This window comes from Desulfocicer niacini (genome assembly GCF_054657595.1).
Map to the genome: position 1 here is coordinate 1 of NZ_BAAHYK010000067.1, position 20,033 is coordinate 20,033.

The 20,033-nt window shown below is 46.8% G+C and carries 20 protein-coding genes and 2 tRNA genes; 6 read left to right on the forward strand and 16 right to left on the reverse strand.

Annotated features, from left to right (window positions below; genetic code table 11):
• The 4 genes from ACYQ2M_RS22750 to mnmG form a co-directional block, all read right to left on the reverse strand.
• Positions 1-823 (reverse strand): zinc-ribbon domain-containing protein (locus tag ACYQ2M_RS22750; protein WP_459918694.1); only part of this gene is annotated, 823 nt, incomplete at its 3' end.
• Positions 824-901: 78 nt separating this feature from the next.
• Positions 902-1,417, reverse strand: a complete 516-nt coding sequence (gene hpt / locus ACYQ2M_RS22755; RefSeq protein WP_459918695.1) for a hypoxanthine phosphoribosyltransferase — start codon at positions 1,415-1,417, stop codon at positions 902-904.
• A gap of 9 nt (positions 1,418-1,426) precedes the next feature.
• Positions 1,427-2,362: a DnaJ C-terminal domain-containing protein gene (locus ACYQ2M_RS22760; RefSeq protein WP_459918696.1), complete on the reverse strand. Its 936-nt coding sequence runs from the start codon at positions 2,360-2,362 to the stop codon at positions 1,427-1,429.
• A 404-nt stretch (positions 2,363-2,766) separates the two neighbouring features.
• Positions 2,767-4,650, reverse strand: a complete 1,884-nt coding sequence (mnmG, locus tag ACYQ2M_RS22765) for a tRNA uridine-5-carboxymethylaminomethyl(34) synthesis enzyme MnmG (protein WP_459918697.1) — start codon at positions 4,648-4,650, stop codon at positions 2,767-2,769.
• Positions 4,651-4,795: 145 nt separating this feature from the next.
• Between mnmG and mnmL the strand changes: the two genes are divergently transcribed.
• Positions 4,796-5,752, forward strand: a complete 957-nt coding sequence (gene mnmL, locus ACYQ2M_RS22770; protein WP_459918698.1) for a tRNA modification radical SAM protein MnmL/YtqA — start codon at positions 4,796-4,798, stop codon at positions 5,750-5,752.
• A 78-nt stretch (positions 5,753-5,830) separates the two neighbouring features.
• On the opposite strand, the gene ACYQ2M_RS22775 is transcribed toward mnmL, so the two are convergent.
• The 9 genes from ACYQ2M_RS22775 to ACYQ2M_RS22815 form a co-directional block, all read right to left on the reverse strand.
• On the reverse strand, positions 5,831-6,985 hold the full coding sequence (locus tag ACYQ2M_RS22775; protein WP_459918699.1) for an FAD:protein FMN transferase: 1,155 nt from the start codon (positions 6,983-6,985) through the stop codon (positions 5,831-5,833).
• 174 nt (positions 6,986-7,159) lie between these two features.
• Positions 7,160-9,232, reverse strand: coding sequence for an FAD-dependent oxidoreductase (locus tag ACYQ2M_RS22780; RefSeq protein ID WP_459918700.1), 2,073 nt, complete (start codon positions 9,230-9,232; stop codon positions 7,160-7,162).
• An 81-nt stretch (positions 9,233-9,313) separates the two neighbouring features.
• The gene (rsxA, locus tag ACYQ2M_RS22785) at positions 9,314-9,889 is read right to left on the reverse strand and encodes an electron transport complex subunit RsxA (protein ID WP_459918701.1); all 576 of its coding nucleotides are present in this window, start codon (positions 9,887-9,889) and stop codon (positions 9,314-9,316) included.
• A 15-nt stretch (positions 9,890-9,904) separates the two neighbouring features.
• The gene (rsxE, locus tag ACYQ2M_RS22790) at positions 9,905-10,498 is read right to left on the reverse strand and encodes an electron transport complex subunit RsxE (RefSeq protein ID WP_459918702.1); all 594 of its coding nucleotides are present in this window, start codon (positions 10,496-10,498) and stop codon (positions 9,905-9,907) included.
• Between the two features lie 11 nt (positions 10,499-10,509).
• Entirely contained in the window at positions 10,510-11,103 is a 594-nt protein-coding gene (gene rnfG / locus ACYQ2M_RS22795) for an RnfABCDGE type electron transport complex subunit G (RefSeq protein WP_459918703.1), read from the reverse strand.
• Positions 11,096-12,064, reverse strand: a complete 969-nt coding sequence (locus tag ACYQ2M_RS22800) for an RnfABCDGE type electron transport complex subunit D (RefSeq protein ID WP_459918704.1) — start codon at positions 12,062-12,064, stop codon at positions 11,096-11,098. Before ACYQ2M_RS22800 ends, rnfG begins: the two co-directional genes overlap by 8 nt.
• Positions 12,057-13,349 (reverse strand): 4Fe-4S dicluster domain-containing protein, encoded by a 1,293-nt coding sequence (locus tag ACYQ2M_RS22805; protein WP_459918705.1) that lies wholly within the window; start codon positions 13,347-13,349, stop codon positions 12,057-12,059. Before ACYQ2M_RS22805 ends, ACYQ2M_RS22800 begins: the two co-directional genes overlap by 8 nt.
• Before the next feature lie 96 nt (positions 13,350-13,445).
• Complete coding sequence (locus ACYQ2M_RS22810; RefSeq protein ID WP_459918706.1) at positions 13,446-13,808, reverse strand: cytochrome c3 family protein; 363 nt, start codon at positions 13,806-13,808, stop codon at positions 13,446-13,448.
• 318 nt (positions 13,809-14,126) lie between these two features.
• Entirely contained in the window at positions 14,127-14,582 is a 456-nt protein-coding gene (locus ACYQ2M_RS22815) for a SoxR reducing system RseC family protein (protein WP_459918707.1), read from the reverse strand.
• 244 nt (positions 14,583-14,826) lie between these two features.
• Between ACYQ2M_RS22815 and ACYQ2M_RS22820 the strand changes: the two genes are divergently transcribed.
• From ACYQ2M_RS22820 to ACYQ2M_RS22835, 4 genes are all read left to right on the forward strand, one after another.
• Positions 14,827-14,902, forward strand: a tRNA-Asn gene (locus ACYQ2M_RS22820).
• Between the two features lie 344 nt (positions 14,903-15,246).
• Positions 15,247-16,269, forward strand: coding sequence for a sensor histidine kinase (locus ACYQ2M_RS22825; RefSeq protein ID WP_459918708.1), 1,023 nt, complete (start codon positions 15,247-15,249; stop codon positions 16,267-16,269).
• Positions 16,236-16,970, forward strand: coding sequence for a response regulator transcription factor (locus tag ACYQ2M_RS22830; protein ID WP_459918709.1), 735 nt, complete (start codon positions 16,236-16,238; stop codon positions 16,968-16,970). Before ACYQ2M_RS22825 ends, ACYQ2M_RS22830 begins: the two co-directional genes overlap by 34 nt.
• Positions 16,971-17,058: 88 nt before the next feature.
• Positions 17,059-17,376, forward strand: coding sequence for a glycogen-binding domain-containing protein (locus ACYQ2M_RS22835; protein ID WP_459918710.1), 318 nt, complete (start codon positions 17,059-17,061; stop codon positions 17,374-17,376).
• A 6-nt stretch (positions 17,377-17,382) separates the two neighbouring features.
• Here ACYQ2M_RS22835 and ACYQ2M_RS22840 read toward each other — a convergent pair whose 3' ends face one another.
• Together ACYQ2M_RS22840 and ACYQ2M_RS22845 are read right to left on the reverse strand one after the other, a co-directional pair.
• Positions 17,383-18,384 (reverse strand): NAD-dependent epimerase/dehydratase family protein, encoded by a 1,002-nt coding sequence (locus tag ACYQ2M_RS22840; RefSeq protein ID WP_459918711.1) that lies wholly within the window; start codon positions 18,382-18,384, stop codon positions 17,383-17,385.
• Positions 18,385-18,528: 144 nt separating this feature from the next.
• Positions 18,529-18,602: transfer RNA gene (locus ACYQ2M_RS22845), tRNA-Gln, on the reverse strand.
• A gap of 235 nt (positions 18,603-18,837) precedes the next feature.
• Here ACYQ2M_RS22845 and ACYQ2M_RS22850 point away from each other — a divergent pair.
• Positions 18,838-19,122: an antibiotic biosynthesis monooxygenase family protein gene (locus ACYQ2M_RS22850; protein WP_459918712.1), complete on the forward strand. Its 285-nt coding sequence runs from the start codon at positions 18,838-18,840 to the stop codon at positions 19,120-19,122.
• Between the two features lie 181 nt (positions 19,123-19,303).
• Here the strand turns inward: ACYQ2M_RS22850 and ACYQ2M_RS22855 are convergent.
• A partial coding sequence (locus ACYQ2M_RS22855) for a hypothetical protein (RefSeq protein ID WP_459918713.1) occupies positions 19,304-20,033 on the reverse strand: 730 nt, incomplete at its 5' end.

The following is a 20,033-nucleotide window of genomic DNA, read 5'->3' on the forward strand; positions in this document are numbered from 1 at the left end:
TGACATCATCCATATCCAGATCGAGTTCCAGGCTGAAATCATCATCGTCAGGGGCCTGAGAGGTATCCTTGGGCAGAGTATCGTCTTCCATTAAATCCGCCAGGGGGTCATCAGTTGTGACATCATCCATGTCCAGATCGAGTTCCAGGCTGAAATCATTATCGTCAGGGGCCTGAGAGGTATCCTTGGGCAGAGTGTCGTCTTCCATTAAATCTGCCAGGGGATCATCATCTATGTCCAGATCGAGTTCCAGGCTGAAATCATTATCGTCAGGGGCCTGAGAGGTATCCTTGGGCAGAGTGTCGTCTTCCATTAAATTTGCCAGGGGATCATCATCCATGTCCAGATCGAGTTCCAGGCTGAAATCATCATCATCGGTGGCCTGGGGCAGGGTGTCATCATCATTTACAACGGGGGGGGCTGTCTCATCCTCTGTCAGATCGTCAAGGTCCAGGCTAAGATCCAGATCAGATTCGTCAAAGTCAAATTCATCTTCGGAAAAGTCCAGTTCCAGATCTGCGTCAAAGCCAATTTCATCATTTACCATGGAGGCAGGGGGGGCTGTTTCCATGGAAATAGATGGTTTCTCGGAAAGGGTATCCTGTTCTTTAACAGAAGTTTTGTCTTTTTCAACAGATGGCTTGTCCGGTGGCGCGGGTTTAGGTTTATCCGCCGGGGGGATATCTTGTTTAGGGCCATAACCTTTGGCAAAAGCAAGAAACAGGTGGCCGCATTGACTGCACCGCACCCTTGAGCCCTTTTGACTCAGAAGTGATTCATCAAGATTGAATTTTGCGGTACAGTTTTCACAGACGATAATCATGATTCTCCCCTTATGAATTTGGAAATGTGCGCCGAAATCAGGATTGCGAATATCTATGTCGGCTTGCCATCAGTCTTCTTATAGTTTTAAATCAAAAATGGCGGGAAGATTTCGATACTTTTGGTCATAGTCAAGCCCATAGCCTACGATGAAGCCCTCTTCCACATTAAAGCAGGAATAATCCACTGCAATTTTAACGTCCCGTCGTTCTTCTTTATTTATCAATGCACATACTTTCATGGAACGGGGTTGGTAGGTTTTAAAAAATTTTAAAAGCGCCGACAGGGTATGTCCTGTATCCACTATATCTTCAACAATGAGAATATCCTTGCCCCGAAGATCAAGGTCGGGCTCTTTGGTAAATTTGATAATACCCGTGGTGCTGGTGCCTGAATAACTGGAAACCCCCACAAGATCAACCTGATGATCAATGGTGATTACCCGGGTCAAATCCGCCAGAAATATGAATGAGCCTTTCAGGATACCGATGAGAACAAGGCTTTTATCCTCATAATCACGGGATATCCGAGCACCCGTCTCTTTTACCTTTTGTGCGATCTCCTCCTGGGAGATCATGGGAATAAGTGTCGTCATGGGTATCAGTTATAATCCTGTTTTTGCTAATTTTTCAATAAGTTTTTTCTGTGCAGATGTTAAATTATCCGGCATTGTGATATCAATGACCACAAACAGATTGCCGACTTTTGTGGAATTCATGAAGGGGATGCCCTGTCCGGCAAGGCGCATGCGTGCCTTATGACGGGTACCAGGGGGAATTGTGATGGCAATGGTTTTACCCATGGGTGTTGAAATGTCCACCTTGGTTCCCAGAAGGGATTCAGATAATTTTATATTTTTGACAATGGAGACATCATTGTCCTCTATCTGGAACTGGGGATGGGGACGGACACTGGATTTGATCAGCAGGTTCCCCCGGGGGCCACCATAGGGACTGGGCTCACCTTTGCCGGGGACACGAATTTTTTTACCCTGGGTCATTCCCTTGGGAATTTTAACCGTGATGGTTTCTCTGTTTTCGGCATGATTTAGGTTGATGGTTTTCTGGGTGCCCGTGTAAATTTCTTCCAATGTCAGGTCGATTTCATACTCAAGATCGTTTCCTGCAATGGAACGCTGATGTCCCCCACCTCCGCGGCATCCGCCACCCTGTGCAAAGGGGTTGCCGCCCATGGAGGAGAATCCACCACCACCAAATTGTCTGAAGCCACCCCGTGAACCGCCACCAAAACCAAATTCTTTTAAAATATCTCCGATATCAAAATTTCTGAAAATATCTTCCTGGGAGTATCTCTGCTGAAATCCCGCAGATCCGTATGTGTCATACTGCTGTCTTTTTTCCTTGTCACTTAATACGGCATAGGCCTCACTGATTTCTTTGAATTTTGCCTCTGCCGCCTTGTCATCCTTATTTTTATCCGGGTGATATTTCAGGGCAAGTTTGTGATATGCTTTTTTAATATCAGAAGCGGTTGCACTTTTTTCTACTCCCAGAACTTTATAATAATCTGTACCAGACATTGTTATAAATTCCTTATGTTATGTTGCATATTTTTTATATGAAACTCCGTCCAATAGACTGTAGTCATGAGAGTTTCAATCTTTGTTGTGGTTTGTGGTTATAGTCATGTGGGTTATATGGAAGGGCAAACGGGCCGCCTGCGGTCCGGAGCCGGGTGCCGTTGAGGGCGGCATAATGCCATTTCCATTATTTGTTGTGTCGGCAGGCCGACATGATCGTTTATATAAAAAACAAACAAGGTAAACATGACTGGCATGTTTGCCCTGCTGCTGGTTGAAAAATAAACTTCAATTGTAATGTGTCAACTCTGTGATCCGGTTTTCAGGCGTTTCCCTGTTCTGGTCAAGCCTGATCGGTGTTGGGTTCAAGTCCTGATTTGAACTTGATCTTTTTTCATTAACTATCAGGTGGTTCTGGATTTTCTAAGGGCTGAGAGGCCCACCATGATCACAGAAAGGGCTGCCGGGGTCATGCCGTCAATGCGGGATGCCTGTCCCAGGGATTTGGGCATGATTTTGATAAGTTTTTCTTTCATCTCATTGGAAAGACCGTGGATTGCATTGAAATCAAGTTCGGGGGGGATTTTGATGCTTTCCATGCCCTTGAATTTTTTGATTTCCTTGAGCTGGCGGGCAATGTATCCCTCATACTTGAGCTCAACCTCCACTTGACGTTTTACCCTGTGGGGAATAAGCATGGGTGGGGGGGCCACATGCTCCACGGTGGTATAATTGAGCTCTGCCCGTTTGAGCAGTTGATCCAGTTTTGCCCCGGTGGTAAGCGGTGTACTTCCCGATGCCTCAAGCCATTGATTTACATCCTCTGTGGGTTTTACAATGGTTTTTCTGATGCGGGACAATTCTTTTTTTGTGGCGGTTTTTACTTCCCGGGTACGGGCGAGGGCGGTTTCATCCACAAGGCCCAGAGTGAAGCCTTTTTCCGCCAGCCGTAGATCTGCATTGTCTTCCCGCAGCAGCAGCCGGTATTCTGCCCTGGAGGTGAACATACGGTAAGGTTCCCGGGTTCCCCGGGTCACCAGGTCATCCACCATGACCCCCATGTAAGCCTGGGATCTGTCCAAGATAAAGGCCGGGCGTTTCTGGACTCTGCAGGCGGCATTGATACCGGCCCACATGCCCTGGGCTGCTGCCTCTTCATAGCCAGAGGTCCCGTTGATCTGGCCAGCCATGAAAAGCCCGGATACTTTTTTTGTCTCCAGGGTGGGATGCAGCTGCTGGGGGTTTATATAATCATATTCAATGGCATAGGCGGGGCGCATGATTTCAGCGGATTCCAGCCCTTTCACCGAACGGACAATTTCAATTTGAACTTCCAGGGGCAGGCTGTTTCCAAGACCCGATGCATAAATTTCCTGGGTATTTACCCCTTCATGTTCCAGAATAACCTGGTGGCTTTCCCGTTCTGGGAATTTGACAATTTTATCTTCAAACGAGGGACAGTATCGGGCGGACTGACCCTTTATGAACCCCCCATAAAGGGCGGAATGCTTCAGGTTTTTTCTTACAAGTTCATGGGTTAAACTGTTGGTGTTTCCCATATAACTACACAGCATGGGGCGGGTGATTCCCGTTGTTGCATAGGAAAACGGAGTAGGGTTCTCGTCGGATTCCTGGCGGTTGAACACAGAAAAATCAATGGAACCTTTGTGAAGTCTGGGGGGAGTCCCGGTTTTCATGCGGCCCAAAGCAAAGCCCTGGTGGTCTAGACATTCTGCAAGGCCCACAGCGGCAAATTCACCGGCCCGTCCGGCATCAAAGGATCTTGAGCCGATGTGTACACGCCCCTTTAAAAAAGTGCCTGTGGTGAGGATCACCATGGGGGCTGAAAATCCAAAACCGGTCTTATCTACCACTCCCAGAACTTGATTATTTTCCACCACCAGCTCTTCCACCATGGCCTGCTTGAGATCAATGTGGTTCTCCTTTTCAAGGGTGGATTTCATAATCTGCTGGTAGCAGTTTTTATCGTTCTGGGTTCTTGTGGATTGAACGGCGGGACCTTTTCTTGTATTAAGGGTGTGATACTGTATGGCAGATGCATCGGATATCCTTGCCATGGCACCGCCCAAGGCATCAATTTCCTTTACCAGCTGTCCTTTGGCCATACCGCCGATGGAGGGGCTGCAGGGCATGGCTGCCACCTTGTCCAGATCAATGGTGATAAGGAGAACCTCACAGCCCATTCGTGATCCTGCCAGGGCTGCTTCACAGCCAGCATGACCTGCCCCCACCACGATTATATCATATTTTTTTTTATAGAATTTCATGGGCAGTTAATATATATCTGCTCTGAACCAAGGTCAAGAAGAGATGGGCTGGCCCCATGCTTATTCTGTGGTTATCCTGGGATTAAATGTTGGGAATATGTTCAAACTATATATAAATTCAGTGTGATATAAATATAGGGAAGATGTGAAGCTAATTCAGATGAGAAGACGATATAATGATTATAATGCCTATTTGAAAACATTGTTCGGGGAACGGGTTCAAAAGATTATTGTGGATACGGGGCTCGGATGTCCCAACCGGGACGGCACTATTGGCCGGGGGGGATGTATTTACTGCAATAGCAAGGGCTCAGGTTCCGGGCTCTGGCAAAAGGGACTTTCCATTACCCAGCAGATAGAGCAGGGACGAAGGGCCATGGTCAGGCGGTACAAAGCTCGAAAATTTCAGGCTTATTTTCAATCTTATACCAATACCTATACCTCCTGTGAACACATGAAGCAGATGTTTGACGAGGCCCTGGCGGCCGAGGGCATGGTGGGCTTTGCCGTAGGAACCCGGCCCGACTGTGTGGATCCGGAAAAAATTAAAGTCCTGGCCTCCTATGTGGATAGATATCTGGTGTGGGTGGAATATGGTCTTCAGTCCGCCCATGATATTACCCTGACCCGTATTAACAGAGGTCATGATTTTGCCTGTTTTGCAAGGGCAACACAGATGACGCGGGCGGCCGGCATTAATGTGTGTGCCCATGTCATACTGGGACTTCCCGGTGAAGATAAAGAAATGATGCTTGAAACAGCCCGGAAAATCGGAGCGCTAGGTGTGGACGGGGTGAAGCTGCATCTGCTTTATGTGGTCAAGGGAACACAATTGGAGCAGATGTGGAAGAACGGAGGGTATCAGTGCCTGGGTCAATTGGCCTATGTGGATATGGTTTGTGAGTTTATCGCTTTGCTGCCCAAACACGTGGTAGTCCAGAGAATCACAGGAGATCCCCATCCCGACGAACTTGCCGCGCCGGACTGGTGCCTGGATCGAACCATAACATTTAAAATGATACAGGAAACCCTGGAAAAAAGGAATCTGTGGCAGGGAAAGGCCCTGGGGCAAAGTCCTGAAGGTCTGGGATTCTTTGGATGACAGAAAGCGTTTTTGAATAAAAACGGGGGAACCCAGAAGCTGGCACCCATGTTTTTTTATAAAAAATGGAGAAAGCTATTATCTGGGAAATCCCTGGGAATACCAGTTCTTAAAAACCCCGCTTTTTTCTTGAACAATAATAAAGCATTCGGTATCGGCCATTCGGTTGACCAGGGCAATCCCCTTCTGGGCTCCCATTACCATCAAGGCCGTTGCAAGTCCGTCGGCAAAGGTACAGGTATCTGCCAGTACCGATGCGGAAACCACGCCGTTATTCACCGGATATCCCGTTGACGGATCAATGATGTGGGAATAGGCTTTTTTGTTCATCACCACAAAGTTACGATAATCCCCGCTGGTGGCCAGGGCCTGATTTTGAAGTGAAATTGCTTGATACACCGTTTGTTTTGCCACGTGCTTGTCCGGAGTGGCGATTCCCACATTCCAGGGTCTGCCAGGCTTCTTTTCCCCAAAACCTACAACTTCCCCCCCAATTTCCACCAGAATATTTTTAAATTCGTTTTCCAGTAAAAGCGAGGCCACCTGGTCCACCCCATATCCCTTGGCAATGGAGCCAAGATCCAGACTGATATCGGGGTTTTCTTTGGCAAGAGTATTTTCTGAAAGGATGATTTTATCAAACCCTGTTCCTGCAAGGGCCCGGCGGATGGAGTCCTTGTCCGGTGCATTGCCGGTGGGGTTTTTTGTTCCGAATCCCCAGAGATCCACCAGTGGTTTTATGGTGCCGTCCCATGCACCGCCGGTTAACCCATAAAGGGTTCGGGCCTGGTCAAGCACAAGGGCAAATCCCTGGCTTATCTCCATGGGGGTTGTTGTCCGGGACTGGTTGAAAATAGAAATTTCACTGGTTTTAAGATACATGGACATGCTTTCATTGACTGCCTTCAGGCATGCATCTATCTGGTTTTTCACAATGACACGATCTATCTTGTCAGGGGTTGATATTTTTATGTGATAAAAGGTTCCCATGGTTTTACCACTGATTTCATGGATCTGTGCATCATGGGTTCCGGCAATGCCATTTACCGTTGAGGACACCAGAATGCCTGCCATGGCAAGTATCCCTAGATAACCTGATATAAAATGATTTCTGGTGGGGGAAAAACGTTGGCATGGTTTTTTAAATGCTTTTGCTGGTTTAAAGGCATTCATCAGCGTAAAAATTGTGGAATACATGTATTTGGTGTGGCAGCGCAATATCTTGAACATCATGGATCTCCATGCCTCAGTGATTCAAAACCAGAACAGCAAATTACTGAAAGACCAGAGGTCCCAGCAATTTGCTGTTCATGGATTAAGTGATCAATTTCTGGAACCGCATACCTGATTGCATGCTCCGGTTAAAAAAACAAAGTGGCAATCAGGTATGTTAATCTTTTTGCAAAATTATGCGACCTCAGTATCCGGATTGTAGCAGGTGCGGCAGCATTTCAGGCAGCGACCGGCTTCCCTTAATGCCTCTTCTTCGGGCAGCACAAGATCCACTTCAATCATGGAGTCAATACGATCCGCCACGGGAAGTTCCGGCATCTCAGCCCGTTTGATAGGGGTAACCCCGGGAACCACGGTAAAGACGGATTCTTCAATGCGGGCACTCTGCAGCGAATTGGCTACCGGTGTAACCTCTTTTCCCTTCAGGTACAGATCAATGGATCTGGCAGCCCGTCGACCACCACCAATGGCAGTTACCACAAGGGAGGGACCGGTTGCGGAATCCCCGGCCGTAAATATATAAGGCACTGTGGACTGCAAGGTTTCGGGGTTGTTGTCAATGGTGGACCAGCGGGTGAGCTGCAGTTCGTCCATACGTTTGGGTCCCCCGTCCTTGAATGCAGGATCGGGTGCCTGGCCGATGGCGGTTACGATGGTATCCAGTTCCAGTCGGGTTTCTGATCCTTCAATGGGAACCGGGCGACGTCTACCACTGGCATCTGGTTCACCCAGTTCCATTTTTAGATATTCCAGATGGGTAACTTTTCCTTCGTCATCTCCAATCACTTTTACAGGGGCAGCAAGAAAAACAAATTCAATGCCTTCATGCTCCGAGGCCACAATCTCCACCTCATTGGCGGGCATTTCCTTGCGGGTTCGACGATAGACCATGTAAACTTTCTCAACCCCAAGCCTGAGCATGGTGCGGGCACAGTCAACTGCGGTGTTACCACCACCGATAACCGCAGCTTTGGAGCCAAGTTCAAATGTTTCTCCGCCAGCAGATCGGGACAGAAAATCAATACCGGTGTAGCAGCCTTCAAGATCTTCACCCGGGATACCAAGTGCATAATCCTTCCATGCACCAATACCCATGAAGATGGCATCATATCCTGAAGCAACCAGGGAATCTATGCCGAAATCCACCCCCAGACGGGTGTTGGTATGGGCTTTGATGCCAAGGTTCAAGATACCTTCGATTTCCCAGGCCAGTACTTTTTTGGGAAGACGATATTCGGGAATACCATATCTGATAATACCACCCAGCTCAGGCATGGCCTCAAAAATGGTTACTTCATGTCCCACACGTCGCAGAAAGTAAGCGGCACTTAAACCGGCAGGACCACCACCGATGACGGCCACTTTTTTACCGGTATCCGGGGCACACTTGATGGGTACCCGTGAGCCGGAGTTCATTTCATAGTCAGCGGCAAATCGTTTGAGTTGGTTAATGGACACTGGCTCGTCGGCAAGTCCTCTTCTGCAGTCACTTTCACAGGGATGGGGGCATACCCGGCCACAGGACAGTAACAGGGGATTTCTCATGCGAATGGTCTGAACCGCTGCCAGATAATCTCCGTTTTTAATCTGGGAGATATACTGGGGAATGTTGATTTCTGCAGGACATGTCTGGGAACAGGGGGCCAGGGGGTCATTCTGCTGGTTGAATTTCAGCAGTTTTTCTGACATGTTTTTAACTTCAATGATATCCTTGGGGCATGCTTTCTGGCAGGCACCGCATCCCACGCATTTGCTTTCATCCACCACGGGAAAACCATCTTTCCCCATGTATACGGCATTGAAATTACATGCCTTAATGCAGTCTCCAAGGCCAAGGCAACCCACCTGGCACTGGCGCTGACCGCCATATATAAGAGCCATTGCCTTGCAGGAGGTTACACCCTTATAATAGTACTGGTTCTCCGCCCGATTTCCGCCATCGCACATGGAATAGGAAAGTTGGGTTTCTGCTATGCCGGGGTCCATCCCCATGATGGCAGCCACATTGGCAATGCCTTCAGTGCTGGATATAACGCATACATTGGGGGGAGCCTGTCCGGCGACCACAGCCTGGGCCGCCGCACTGCATCCTGCGTAACCACATCCACCGCAGTTGGCTCCTGCCAGATTGTTTTCAATCATGGAGATTCTGGGGTCTTCGTATACATAGAATATCTTGGATGCAAAGCTTAGAACCAGGCCACACAATCCACCGATGCCCAGCATAAAAAAGAGAGCTTCAGTCATAATAACCTCATTTTGTAATTTACAGTATATGGTTGAAACAAAAAAATCCGCTGATGATGTAAATTCATCAGCGGATTTTGTTTAAACCATTCCTTTGAATGCAAAGAAAGAAAGGGCAATCATTCCAGCAGTGACAAGACCGATGGAGGTATCCTGCAGGGGTTGTGGAACCCTTGCTACGTTGATTCTTTCTCTGATTCCGGCAAAGAGCACCAGGGCAAGGCCAAATCCCATGGCATAAGTCATGGAAGCCACAATGGCCTGCAGAAAGGTGTATTCTTCATTTATATTGATGAGGCAGACACCCATAACCGCACAGTTTGTGGTAATGAGGGGGAGAAATATTCCCAGTCCTGCATAAAGTGCAGGCATGCTTTTTTTGAGGAACATTTCAACGAACTGTACCAGGGAAGCAATAACAAGAATAAAGGAGACGGTTCTCAAAAATTCAATGTCAAGGGGTTTTAAAAGGTAATTGTCTGTTATCCAGGTAATCATACCTGCCATGACCAGTACAAAAATAACAGCCATGGCCATTCCCGTTGCCGTTTCCATTTTTTTGGAAGTGCCCAGAAAGGGACAGTTGCCCAGAAACTGCGCAAGGAGAATGTTGTTTACAAAAATACAGCTTATGGCAAGTACAACATAATCGCCCATTGGTATTATTCTCCTTTATTTTTTACCGATAAGGTTCATAAGGCACAACATCAGCCCTAAGCAGACAAATGCCCCGGGGGCTTCTATCATGAAGGTGAATGGCTGAAAGTCAGGCCCGAATACAGGATTGCCAAGGATGGTTCCGTTGCCGAGACATTCTCTTACCGCGCCCAGTGCACCGAGGGAAAGGGTAAATCCTATTCCCATGCCAAGCCCGTCGGCAATGGCAAGATGCGGGGCATTCTTACTGGCAAACGCCTCTGCTCGGCCAAGCACGATACAGTTTACAACGATCAACGGAATAAATATACCCAGCTTTAGAAACAGCGGATAGGTGTATGCCTGCATCATCAGCTCCACAACGGTTACGAAGGTGGCGATGATAACAATAAAGCAGGCTATTCTTACCTTGGCGGGTATAATGTTTCTTAAAAGAGAAACCAGAAAATTGGAGCACACCAATACGAATGTGGTGGCAATTCCCATTCCAATTCCATTTTCAACGGATTTTGTTACCGCAAGGACAGGACAGAGACCCAGAACAAGTCGAAACGGGGGAATTTCTGCCCACAGCCCCTTGGTAAACTCTTTTACCATGGATTGTGCCATAATAATATCTCCTAATTGGCCATCTGTTGGGTCTGTTTTTGAATCTCAGGTTTCAAACGGGTGTACATTTCCTGGGCCTTTTGAGCAGCAAGGCAAACGCCTGTGGATGTGATGGTGGCACCAGACATTGCATCAATTTCACCACCGCCCTTTTTGGTTGCCAGGTTGTCTTGCATATTTTTTCCGGCAAACTGAGATACAAATTTGGGATCATCTTTGGCCCTGGAACCAAGACCAGGGGTTTCACTGTGGGTAGTTACAACCACATTGATGATTTCATCGGATTCCAGGTTAATACCAACCATCAGTCCGATATCCCCGCCAAAACCCTTTCCCTTAGTTTCAAAGGTTACTGCCTTGGGAGCGCCATCATATTTACCCACAAAGAAGGTGACTTCTTCTTCATTGTCCATCAGTTTGAATCTGTCCTGAAGGGGGTCGTTGGAGACATCGCTCAGGATTTGCTTGATGGCAGGGGCTTTCTGAAATTTCAGAATTTGGTTTTCAATTTTATCCTGGGTTCCTGTTCTGACGGCGGCCAGCATCCCTCCGGAAAAGGCACTGAGTACTGTCAGAACAACAACCATGCTTATCATTTCACGCATTGTTCACTCCCTTTCCCAAAGCTTTTGGTCTTATCATGTCAATGACCGGATTGATAAGATTGATGATCAAAATCGCATAGATGGTGCCGTCTGCATAGGCACCGATATTTCTGATGAGGATTGTCATCACGCCCCCCATGATTCCGTAAATCAGCATGGGAATAAAATTAACCGGTGAAGATGAGGATTCCGGGGCAAGAAAGAAAACCGCCAGCAGGGTGTATCCGGTGAACAGATGAAACAGAGGGCCTGCATAGGCTTCAGGATTGGACATTTGAAAAAGTGAAGCAGTAATGACAATACCTGCAATGTATGACACGCATATTTCCCAGCGGATATAGCCCCTGATGATGAGGTAGATTCCGCCGATGATGAGACCTATGCCAAAAACGGAACCAATTGCGCCCACTTGGTTGCCCATGAGAAGGCCTGAGTTTGAAAAAAGCGTTGCTGCGGAGGCTCCCTGGTGATCCAGGGCGCCAAGAGGTGCAAGTGCTGTAAAATCAAACTGGTAGCTTAAAAGGGCTGCATCAAAGTCAAAATAATGTTTCCAGGAAAGAGAGAGGACGGCAATGCCGATAACCGCAGGATTAAAGGGGTTGGCACCGATACCTCCGAATACCTGTTGTCCCAGAACAACCGCCACCAGTGTTCCGATGATCACCACCCACCAGGGGGCAGTGGCCGGCAGCATCATTCCGGTCAGCATTCCAATGACAGCACCATTGTAATCACCGATGTTAATGGACTTTTTTGAAATAAATTGAAAGAGTGCTTCCCAGGCCATGGCGCTGGATATTGCCAGGCAGATAACGCCAAGGGCAATCATTCCAAATTGGATAATCCCGAATATAATGGCCGGCAACGCCGCAATCATGATATTCAGGTTTGTTTCTCCGATACTGTCGCCATCATGCCAGAACGGTGCGTGGGATACGGTGAATTTGTTCTGCTTATGCATTTTCAGCCTCCGTTTCCATCTCAGCTTCCAGCATCAGCTGTTCGTGTTTTCCAAGCCTGATGTATTGAAAAATAGGCATTTTTGCCGTGCAAACATAACTGCAGAGACCACAGTCGATGCAGGCATCAAGGTCAAAATTATCCACAGCATCCTGGTATAGATTGGCTTCCAGATATCGGACCAGCAGGTTCACCGGAACCCCGGCAGGGCAGATGCGAACGCATTTGCCGCAGTTGATGCAGGGATAATCGGATACGCCGGGAATTTCTTCGCGATCCTGCAAAATGATGGTATCCATGTCCGGTTGTACAGGATGATACAGAGTATAGGCGCTGAACCCCTTCAACGGTCCACCGATGATGATTCTGTCCATTTCCTGGGTTTCAAGACCCAGCTGGGAAAGAATCCGGTGAATGGGGGTGCCGATGAAAGCCTTTACCCGCCTTGTGATCCCATCTTTACCAATGACACTGACGATTTTATCAAACACCGGGGCTTTGTCTTTATAGGAACGTGCCATGGAAAGCACGGCTTCTATGGACATGAAACACACCCCCCGGGCTTCACAAGTGCTGCCTGCCACCGGTTCAATACCCAGGTGTTTTTTCATGATCATTTGGGGCAGAGTGGCGACATATTCTCCACTGAGCTTGATGGTCTTCATTCCCTGGAATGCAGACAGCTGTGCCAGATTTTCTGGAATGGCCATGTAGATATCGGTGATACCCGTCATGTTGTTCAGGATTTCAATGCCATCCCGGATGTCATCCATGCATTTTGCTGCAAGATATTGCCGGGTGGTGGACATCAGATCGCTGTCCATACCGGAAATGACAATCTTTTTAATTCCGGAATCAGGGGATGCCAGAAGTTCAAGGGGCGGAGCACCGGGCAGCATTCTTAATGCCCCGTCCGCCGAGGCAAGATCCGGTACATCTGCAAATGCGGAAATATCTTCTGTGGGTTCGTCCTTGCCGTCTTTTTCAAGGACAAGGTAGGTGGCGTTTTTTCCAAAATCGCCGGTGAAAGAAGCAATGGAAGTAATGGTGCCGGAGGTGGGAGCAGTTACATAACGGGTACTCTCTTTATACAAAAAGAGTCGTTCTCCCTTTTTTGCCGTGTCGCCCCTTCTGATACATCTTTCTTTTGTGCTGTCCAGTGCTTCGTCCAGCAAAAGTATCAGGCGGGGGGGCATGGGAATCATCTCCGGCTCCCTCGGACCTGGTTCAACCAGGTCACACTTGAGACGCGGTGTGGTCAATCCGATAAATGATCTCTTAATCATAACAAACCTTTATCTGGTGTAAATGGGTCCATGGTGTTTAAACCGGTTGGGGTAAATCCTTAGGCGTAAAAACGTAAAAGGGGTTCCATCATCGGGTTAAAGGGCATGGCATGAATTACATTCCACAGGGCCGGCTCCCAAATCATTGTGGCAGCCTATGCATTGTGCGTGGAATGCGTCCGTTCTTCCCGGCATACTCTCGTCACCGGTGGCTTCGTGACATTCACTGCAATTGTAGATTTCATCATCTTCAATGTTATGATGACAATCAAGGCATGAAACATCATACTCCTGATGGCCGGCATGGGTGAACAGCACTTTGCCTGCGGCATTTTGAAACATCAGTCTTACCGGTTCTTCCGGAGACGGTGGTGGAAATGCGGCGTAGCAGGTGATGCCTGTAATGAAAAGTACAATTGCCAGAATTGAAGCGAATTTTAACTCTTTTTTCGAGGTCATGGTTCTTGCCTCATCCTTAATCGGTAAAGCGGTTAACAGTGCAAATGACGATACGCTAAACTCTAAGCTTACTATCCCAGAAAGGGACAATATTCAAGTGAAAAATATTTTTGGTTTTAAAAAATGTGTATCGGAGGGGTTGACTTTTGTGGGTAATGCAATAGGGATCGGTGGAGGTAATTATAGGCATTTTATTTGTCCATGGAAAAAGCCCTGGGAGTGATTGTTACAGGAAAAGACACAACGGTCCCATGGAAAAATTTAATGAGGGGAGAAAGGGCAGAGGATGGGTGGCAGGGGGCAACCCATCTCCTGGAATCATGACCTGCTGCAGGATTCGGTGTTTCTGGCAAAGCGAACCAGAAAAGGTTTGAATTCTTTTTTATCTGCAAACCGGTTGTTGAATAGGCGCACCACCCCAAAGGACAGACCAAAAAATACCAGACCCGCCAGTATGGATGCCGCCGATTCGTCCATGCCAAGGTCGGATGCAAAATTTTGTCCCAGCACAGCGCCGGTGATAAGAAAAATCACAGGAAAGATGTAAAGGACAAAGGAAAGCTGCAACATGGGTGCGGAGTCAAATCCGATGACCACACGATCCCCTGTTTTGGCATTTAAAGAGTTTTCTACCTGAACAATCATTTCCCTTGATTTTCCTCCCTCGGCGCAGGAGTCCTTGGAATCGCAGGAATCACAGGATTTTGATCTGACGGTTTTCACCCATGCCATGGCCTCGGCAGTACCGGTGATGATGCCTTGTTCTGTAATCATAATGATAATCCTTTTTTTCTATTGTGACGGGGCTATCCGTCATGGCTGATGTTTAATGATTTCAGGGTGGGACTTACCAGCCTGTCCAGAGGTAATGGACACCCTGAAAGATGTTTGAAATATAGACTTTCAAAAAAAAAAGTCAATCGGTTAATTTTTTTTCTTGACACCTGATGGCTGTCGGGGTATAAGCATCGAGTCTTCGACGGAAACGGCCTAACGGTTGACCAACGAAGGCCTCTGCTCCCCAGTAGCTCAGTCGGCAGAGCGAGTGGCTGTTAACCACTTTGTCCGCGGTTCAAATCCGTGCTGGGGAGCCAAAAGAAAACATGCATCTTTAAAGATGCAGCTCATATCATAACAAAAAGGCCCTGGATTTAAAATCCAGGGCCTTTTTGTATTTTGTCAGGCCCCCATATCGACCTGCCAATAATCCAAGGGGTGCATTCCCATTCCCATTGTCTTGCCTTGATTACAAGATTTCCTGCTCTGGAGTGGGGTCAGACTTACGGGGCTTGTTCACAAGATGGGCCGCCACGTTTGAGGCGTGACCTATCTTATGTCATCCTCAGCAAGCTCTTTAAATTCAAGATTAGCCAGGGGGTTTATACCTCTGTCTCAGGAAATCCTTGATTCCTTATGCATTCTGTCGCATCATAGCGCCATGAGCTTTCAGATTTATAATCCAACCCGGTGGTACCTGCATCCTGTGTTTATTTTTGCGTGCTCCATCATTGCCCTTGCCACAGCATTGATTCTAACCATTTACTGGTACATGGATATCACCGCAGCCCTTGAAGTGATCATTAAAAAATTTAACATTGACCCAGGACAGATATTTCCTTCCAGAACCGGGATGACCATATTGGTTCTTACCCTTTTAATTACGGTGGTGCTGGCCGGTATTTTTCTGGCATTTATTTATTACCAGCGCACGGTCCGGCTTTTCCGGCTTCAGCATAATTTTATATATAATTTCACCCATGAGCTGAAAACCCCTGTGACCTCTCTGAAAATTTACCTTGAATCCTTTGTGCGCCACCCGCTGTCTGTGGAGGATATTAAAAAGTATAGTCAATATATGCTGGCAGATGTGGCACGTCTGACGGAAAATATTAACAGCATTCTAAATCTTGCGCGTATTGAGAGCAGGACCTTTGGTGCAGAATCCACCCGGGAAAATTTGGTCGACCTCATTCAGGGTTTTTGTGATCAGAATTTATCTTTATTTAGAAACAGCCGGATCACTGTGGAGAGCCCTTCTTCTGAATTCATGTATCCTGTTAATATGCTTTTATTTGAGATGCTGATCATGAATCTTCTTTCCAATGCTGTAAAATATAACGATAAGATTGAACCCATTGTCCGCATTGTTTTCAGGCCTCGAAAACAGCGGTTGATGATTGATTTTGAGGATAACGGCATTGGCATAGAACAGGCAGAAATTAAAAAAATTTTTCGGAAATTTTATCAGGCACCGGACAGTGGTGTAAAAGGGGTTAAGGGAAGCGGTCTTGGTTTGTATCTTGTATTGAGTATTGCCCGCATCCATGGTTGGAAGGTGGCTGCCCGGTCCCGGGGAAAGGGGTGTGGTGCTGTTTTTACCCTGTATCTGCCAAAGGAAGGGACTGATAATATCAAAGGAAAAAATTTATGGAAAATGATCACAAAAAGCGTATCCTGGTAATTGAAGACGAGACGCACATTGCCGAGGGCATTCGACTGAACCTTTCCATGAAGGGCTATGATGTCATGCTTGCATTGGATGGTATTGAGGGCATTGATGCGTGGCGGTCCTGGCATCCCCACCTTATTGTTCTTGATATCATGCTGCCCATGATGGATGGTTTGTCTGTGCTTCGAACCATCAGAAGGGATGATGCAAGATTGCCGGTGCTGATTCTTTCTGCCAAAAGCAGTGCGGAAGACAAGGTCAAAGGCCTTCGTTGCGGGGTGGACGACTATCTTGCCAAGCCCTTTGATCTGGATGAGTTCCTGTTGAGAGTTCAGCGCCTCCTGGAAAGGCAATCCTGGACGGTGACGGATACCCCCTCTACCGCATGTGCAGAAACGGATATATTCAGCGGTGATGAATATAGATTTGGTAATAATGTGGTGGACTTTATAACGGCCAAGGCCCGTTGCATTAACGGTGAAATTGTGTTGACCGAACAGGAGGTGATGTTGCTGCGAGTCCTCATTGCCAACCGGGGAAGGCCCGTTCCCCGGGAGCAGCTATTAAAGGCGGGGTGGGGGTATTCCAGCAGTACCACCACTCGCACGGTGGATAATTTTATGGTGCGGCTTCGAAAATATTTTGAAAAAGATCCAAAGAAACCGGTGTACTTTAAGAGCAGGCGCTCGGTGGGGTATATTTTTGAAGGGTAAATTGTGCAGGGGATTCTATTTATTATAATAGTCAGAGCGTTTACAACAGGATGTTTTTTTAAATTCATCTTAAAAAGGGAGTGGTGAGATGCTAGCAAAAAAAATTTCACAAAAGCCCAGACGTAGAAGAGTTCCTTTTTTATTTCATGCACCCCAGGCCAAAGAAGTTTTTCTTGTGGGGGATTTTAATCAATGGAATACCAAAAAACACAGGATGAAAAAAGGAAACGATGGGATCTGGGAAAAAACATTGGTGATTAAGCCGGGAACCTATGAATACAAATATATTGTTGATGGAAACTGGCGGGAAGATCCAGATCACCCCCGGAGCCTACTCAATTCTTTCGGTACATACAATAATGTGCTAACCGTGGTGCTACGGGATGAGAAAAAAAAGAGCAAATAGGGTGCATTATTGATTCCGGACAGATCCTGAAATAACCGCACGCCAACCTTTTTTAAGATCATATTCAGGGATGAAACCCAGTTCCCTCTGAATTTTCTGGCCTGACACCCCAAGAGTTTCCATCTGTTTCTCTGCTGCTCTGCAAAATATGTTCAATGGGCGGATGCCGTTTATTTTGTGATTTATGCGGATTAATCCCCGGATCAGCGGTTCAGGAATTCTGATAAAAAAGGGTTTTTTGCCCATGGCTTCGCACATGGCGTGGGTAATTTCGTTAAAGGTATGTGTCCATCCATCTGTGATATTGTAGATTTTTCCACCGGCATCGGGGTGTTCAAGAGCCAGAACGGACGCCTGGGCCAGATCTTCATCAAATACCAGGGTTCGACGGTTATCGCCCTTTCCCAGCATTAAAAAGCCCCCTTTTTTTAAATAGCGGATTAATATATTGTAATTACCCTTCATGCCTTTTCCATAGACTGCTGCTAATCTCAAGATTACCACATCAAAATCAACCGGTGCCGTACCGCCTGCTTCAAGCACAAGGGTTTCTGCCGCAACCTTTGACCGGGAATAGCCATCGTTGGGTTTGACAGGAGCGCTTTCATCAAAGCAATGATGGGAATCACAAATTCCATAGACGTTTATGGTGCTGAAGAAAATAAATCGTTTGACGCCTGAAGAATGGGCCGTATGTAAAAGTAGTCTGGTACCTTCTACATTGATATTCCGGTAGGCTTCTTCCGGGGAGGTTCCCTTGGTATCATGGAGTTTTGCCGCAAGATGAAACACAGCATCTACGTTTTCCATGGCCCGGGAAACGGCCTTTATGTCGAGAATATCTCCCTGGTATCGTTTTACTTTATTGGGGAAGTCTTTGTAGTCCATGCAGTGCCGGGAAAAAATTTTGACGCAATACCCTTTTTTCAGCAGTCTGTTTACAAGGGCAGGGCCAGCAACGCCGGTGGCACCGGTTATAAGGACAGTTTTAAATTTATTTTTTTTCAAAGTTCACCCACCTATTCAGGGTATAGTGCAAAAGTTAATTAGTACCCTGTCAGTTGGCATGTTTTGGTAAAGCCTTTTAATAAGGGGAGTCACAAATAAAAAAAGGTCCACAGCCAACCAGCTGTGAACCTTTTGATTCCATAGTGGCTGGGTGATAAGGATTCGAACCTTAATTGACGGAGTCAGAGTCCGTAGTCCTGCCGTTGGACGATCACCCAGCAAATGATGAAGGTCTTATACCCCATGCCTTTGTATGAGTCAAGCCTATAATGCATAAAATCTGTTTTTTTCCATGAAGGCCTGTGATATTCTCATTATGTGTGAGTCAGTTTTCGGTTTGTGGATGATGTACATGGAATTTTAATTGGGCTGTTGGGTAAAAAAATATACCGACAAGACAATTGGCCGGGTATGTTTTTTGAGTGACACAGCCTTGGATTAAGGGAGGATACCATGACCATTAAAGTGCTTATTAAAAGAGAAATTCCTGAGACGGTTTCAATTGAACTTGGTTTGATTTTCATGGAAATGCGGACGGCTGCCATGCAGCAGAAGGGCTATATCGGGGGAGAGACCCTTCGGCGGGTTGATGCGCCGGAAAAATGCCTTATTATTAGCCGATGGCAAAGTATTGATGACTGGACAAGATGGCTTGTCAGCGATGAACGCAGAAAGTATCAGGAAAAGATTGATGCCTTGACGGAAGGAAAAACAAAATGTGAAGTGTATCAGAACTAAAAAAGGTCAGCAGTATCCGCAGTTTAATATCGCTGGCAGAGAAAAAATATTTTTTTCAAAAAAGGCCCGCCCGGACCGTCTCGGCAGTTCAGGTGGGCTTTTTTTGTTTTGCTTGATGACTTTTTTCTTGGACACTTCTGGAGAGTCAGGATTCAGCGCCCCAAAAGGTGATCATCAGGTTTTAACTATGTGAGGATGTATCGTGGGGAGATTCTGCCTGAACCGCAGAATCTGCTTCTTCTTCATGGGATTCAGGAGCGATTGTTTCTTGAGCATCCACTGATTCTTCGGTGGATTGGTCATGTGCAGTCACTTCAGATCGTTTTTCTTCTGATTTGGCCACAGCTTTTTCTTTTACCCCATGGTTTGACTTATCTGCAGCCTGGAAGAAAAGTGCACGGAACTCATTGAGTATTTCTGCATCCCGGTCATCGGTGGCAAAACTGGCAGCGGTATCAATGGTGGCACGCAGCTTTGCAAGGTTCACAGTCCCCTTTGCATTCAAGATTTCCTCTGCAAGGTTTATATAATGGAAAAAAGCAACGGGGAAGACCTCTTTTGAGTTGTAGCTGGCTTTCTTTTCCCCAGTAAAGTCAATGCCTTCAAGGAAAGCAATTTTGTGTTTGCTTACAGGAGCAAAGTCGCCTTTCCATATTTCCATACCCTGGAAGGTATCTTTGATGTAATACCTGTTGGAATTGTTAAAGCTTGAGATGACAATCATGGCAATGACAAGAATGAAGCATATTCCTGCAATCATCAATGGTTTTCCCATGCATTTTTCAGGGGGCGTCGTGATGGGGGGGGCTGGGGGTGTGTCTGAGGTTTCGGCTTCCATGGCTTCTTTTAAAGCAATTTTCTTGATTACCTGATTAATTTCCGCTGCTCTCTTTTTGGCAGCTATTTCTTGT